Annotated in this window: 4 protein-coding genes; 2 read left to right on the top strand and 2 right to left on the bottom strand. The window is 72.2% G+C overall.

Annotated features, from left to right (window positions below):
• The coding region (locus L0B03_RS15835) for an alcohol dehydrogenase catalytic domain-containing protein (RefSeq protein WP_250447603.1) at nucleotides 1-441 on the bottom strand (441 nt) is incomplete at its 3' end.
• A gap of 406 nt (nucleotides 442-847) precedes the next feature.
• Between L0B03_RS15835 and L0B03_RS15830 the strand changes: the two genes are divergently transcribed.
• Entirely contained in the window at nucleotides 848-1,198 is a 351-nt protein-coding gene (locus tag L0B03_RS15830) for a putative quinol monooxygenase (protein WP_250447600.1), read from the top strand.
• Nucleotides 1,199-1,278: 80 nt separating this feature from the next.
• On the top strand, nucleotides 1,279-1,863 hold the full coding sequence (locus tag L0B03_RS15825; protein WP_250447596.1) for a TetR/AcrR family transcriptional regulator: 585 nt from the start codon (nucleotides 1,279-1,281) through the stop codon (nucleotides 1,861-1,863).
• A gap of 72 nt (nucleotides 1,864-1,935) precedes the next feature.
• Here the strand turns inward: L0B03_RS15825 and L0B03_RS15820 are convergent.
• Nucleotides 1,936-3,025, bottom strand: a 1,090-nt coding sequence (locus L0B03_RS15820) for an amidohydrolase (RefSeq protein ID WP_250447592.1), incomplete at its 5' end; no start/stop codon positions are given.

The raw sequence follows: 3,025 nt of genomic DNA, 5'->3' as shown, positions 1-3,025 counted from the left end.
CGTCAGCAGGGCGGCCAGCCGCTCGTCGTCCGCGGCGACCGGCGCGACGACGAGGGTGCCGTCGGCCTGCGGGACGCGCACGGCCTCACCCTGACCGCCGTCGACCCGGTCCTCGCCCCAGCCGCCGCCGTGCAGGCAGGAGGTCTGCAGCCCCGCCTGGCAGTGCGCGCAGGTGCCGTCGCTCCACATGAACGGGGCGATCACGACGTCGCCCGGGCGCACGGTCGTAACCTCGGAGCCGACCTCGGCGACGACGCCGAGGAACTCGTGCCCGATGCGCCGGGCCTCGCGCTTGCCTTCACGGCGGTAGGGCCACAGGTCGCTCCCGCAGATGCAGGAGACGAGCACCTGGACGATCGCGTCGGTGGGCTCGAGCAGGGTCGGGTCGGGCACCTCCTCGACGCGCACGTCACGGCCACCATGGATCAGCACAGCTCTCATGCCCGCCATCCTCGCACCGGCCGCGGCCACCGACGGGACCTCGGGCGCCTCGCTGCGGGGGCGCGCGCCCGGGACGGTCCTGGCGTCCGATGCTGTCGAGCTCGGCCAGGTCCTCCTCGGAGAGGGCCGTCGCCTCGTCGACGAGGTCGCAGGTGCGTCACCGACCTGGTGCCGGGACGAGCAAGACGTTGGGCGCGTCGATCACGACGGCGGGTGGTCCTGTTCTCGCAGTGCCCCCCACCCACGAAGGGTGGCCGAGCCGAAAGCCCTCGGGGACACCTCCGTGCCGCGTACGGGGCAGCGGCGCAGATGCCTAGGCCGACGCGTTATTTACCGTTTCGACAAAAACTGGCATAGGGTTTGGCGCGGCGACCCGGACGGTCCGTGGTCACAGAGGAAGGACACGATGATCCCCCACACCAAGCACGCTCCGACCGGCAAGGTCATCAGCGCGTACTACACGGTCCACCCCGACGATCGTCAGGCATTCAGCGAGGCCGTCATCCCGCACCTGACCGCGACCGCTCAGCAGGACGGCTGCACCTACTACGTCTTCGCTGAGGACCTCACCGACCCGAACACGATCCATCTCACCGAGGGGTGGCGCGACCAAGCCGCCATCGACGCCCACATGGCCGATGAGAACTTCCTCAAGGCCGTCACGACCGTCCTCGGAGGCATCCGCATCCTCGACTACCAGGCGGAGTACTACGACGTGTCTGCCCAGACCGCTGGCGCCCTCCCGAACGCGAGCTGACCACACCACGAGGAGACCAGGTGGTACGCACGGCGGGCGGACGCGCGAATCCGGTTCCCGGCTCGGCATAGGATCACGCCGTGCCTCGACCGCGGAAATTCGACGAGGACGCCGTCGTCGAATTGGCCGCCAGCGCGTTCGCTGCCGCCGGCTACGGCGGCACGACGATGGAGGAACTCAGCCGGGCCACCGGCCTGGGCAAGCAGAGCATCTACAACACCTTCGGCGGCAAGCGGGATCTCTTTCTGCGCGCGCTCGACCGGAGCACCTCCACGCACGTGGATCGCTTGACCGTCGAGCTCTCATCGGGAACGTCCTCTCCGCTCGAGCGGATCGGAGCGCACCTGGATGCACTCGCCATCACCTTCACCTCAGAGGGACCGCTGGACTCGCTGTTCACCAAGGCCACGGTGGAGCTGGGCGACCGTGATCCCGACGTCGCCGAGGCTGCTCGCCGCGCCTACCGGCGACTCGAGGACGAGTACGCCGGATGCATCGAGCAAGCGCAGACGGCCGGGGAGGTCGACGCAGCACTCGACGCCCGCGCCCTCGCAACGTACTTCGTCGCCGTCACCCGCGGCATGGAAGTCCTCGGCACCGCCGGCGCCGACCGGTCGGTGCTCCTCGGCGTCGGCAGAGCAGCGCTGACCCTGCTCGTGAAGTAGGGACGCTGTCCCGTCCGCAGATGTGCACCGGTCCGATGCGCGCTGCCGCGGGGCGCCTGACGAGCAGGGCGATCACAGCTCGCGGTGGGTCCAGCGCCCGGCCAGCAGGGTCCCGGCCACCGGCATGCTCCGCAGGTCCGTCGCGGGATCCGTCGGGTCGGCGTCGAGCACGACGAGGTCAGCGGCCTCCCCCACCGCCACCCGGCCACGCACCGAGGCGGCGATCGCGGTTGCGAGGTCCAGCCGCTGCTCGGGGTGCCACACGTCGCGCCCGTCACGCGAGCGGTGCACCGCGGCGTCGATCGCGACCCAGGGGTCGAGGACCGCGACCGGGGCGTCCGAGCCGAGGGCCAGGGTCACGCCCGCCCGGGCGAGGGTCGCGAAGGCGAAGGCGTGCCCGGTGCGCCCGGCCCAGTGCCGGTCGGCCACGTCGCGGTCGTCCATGGCGTGCTCGGGCTGGATGCTCGCGACCAGCCCCAGGGCGGCCAGCCGCGGGGCGTCCTCGGGGAGCAGCAGCTGGGCGTGCTCGACGCTGCCCCGTGCCCCCGTGCTCTCGAAGGCGTCGAGCACCAGGGTGTTCGCGCGGTCACCGATGGCGTGGATCGCGCAGCGCAGGCCGCCCGCGTGGGCGCGGGTCATCAGCGGGACGAGCACCTCGGGGGGGACCGAGAGCACGCCTCGGGCCAGCGGCCCGCTGAGACCCGGGTAGGGGTCGTGGCAGAAGGCTGTCCGGGTGTTGAGCGACCCGTCGGTCACGACCTTGAACGGGCCGACCGTGACGAGCCCGTCCGGGGTGAGCGGGGTGCCGCTGGGACGACCCGCGACGCCGTCGAGGTGCTCGGGCCACACCCCCGCCTCGACGCGCAGGGCGAGGGGACCGGCCTGGGCCCGGCGCGGCCAGGTGACGAGGTTGTCGGCGATCTCGAGGTCCACCACGCCGACGACGCCGCGGGCCGCCGCCGCACGGGTCGCCTCCGCCACCCAGTCGTCGAGCACCTCGACCGGGACGGCGTCGAGCAGGGCGGTGAGAGGCATCCACTCGGCCTCGCGCATCAGCCCCGTCGGGTGGTCGGCGACGCCGAGCTGGGCCAGGGCGGGCGAGCTGAGCCACCCGCAGTGCAGGGCCCCCGAGACGGCCGCGAAGGCGGTAAGTCGGATAGTA

The organism is Actinotalea sp. C106, assembly GCF_023630195.1.
Classification (GTDB): domain Bacteria; phylum Actinomycetota; class Actinomycetes; order Actinomycetales; family Cellulomonadaceae; genus Actinotalea.
This window is presented reverse-complemented; position numbering and strand designations above follow the sequence as displayed.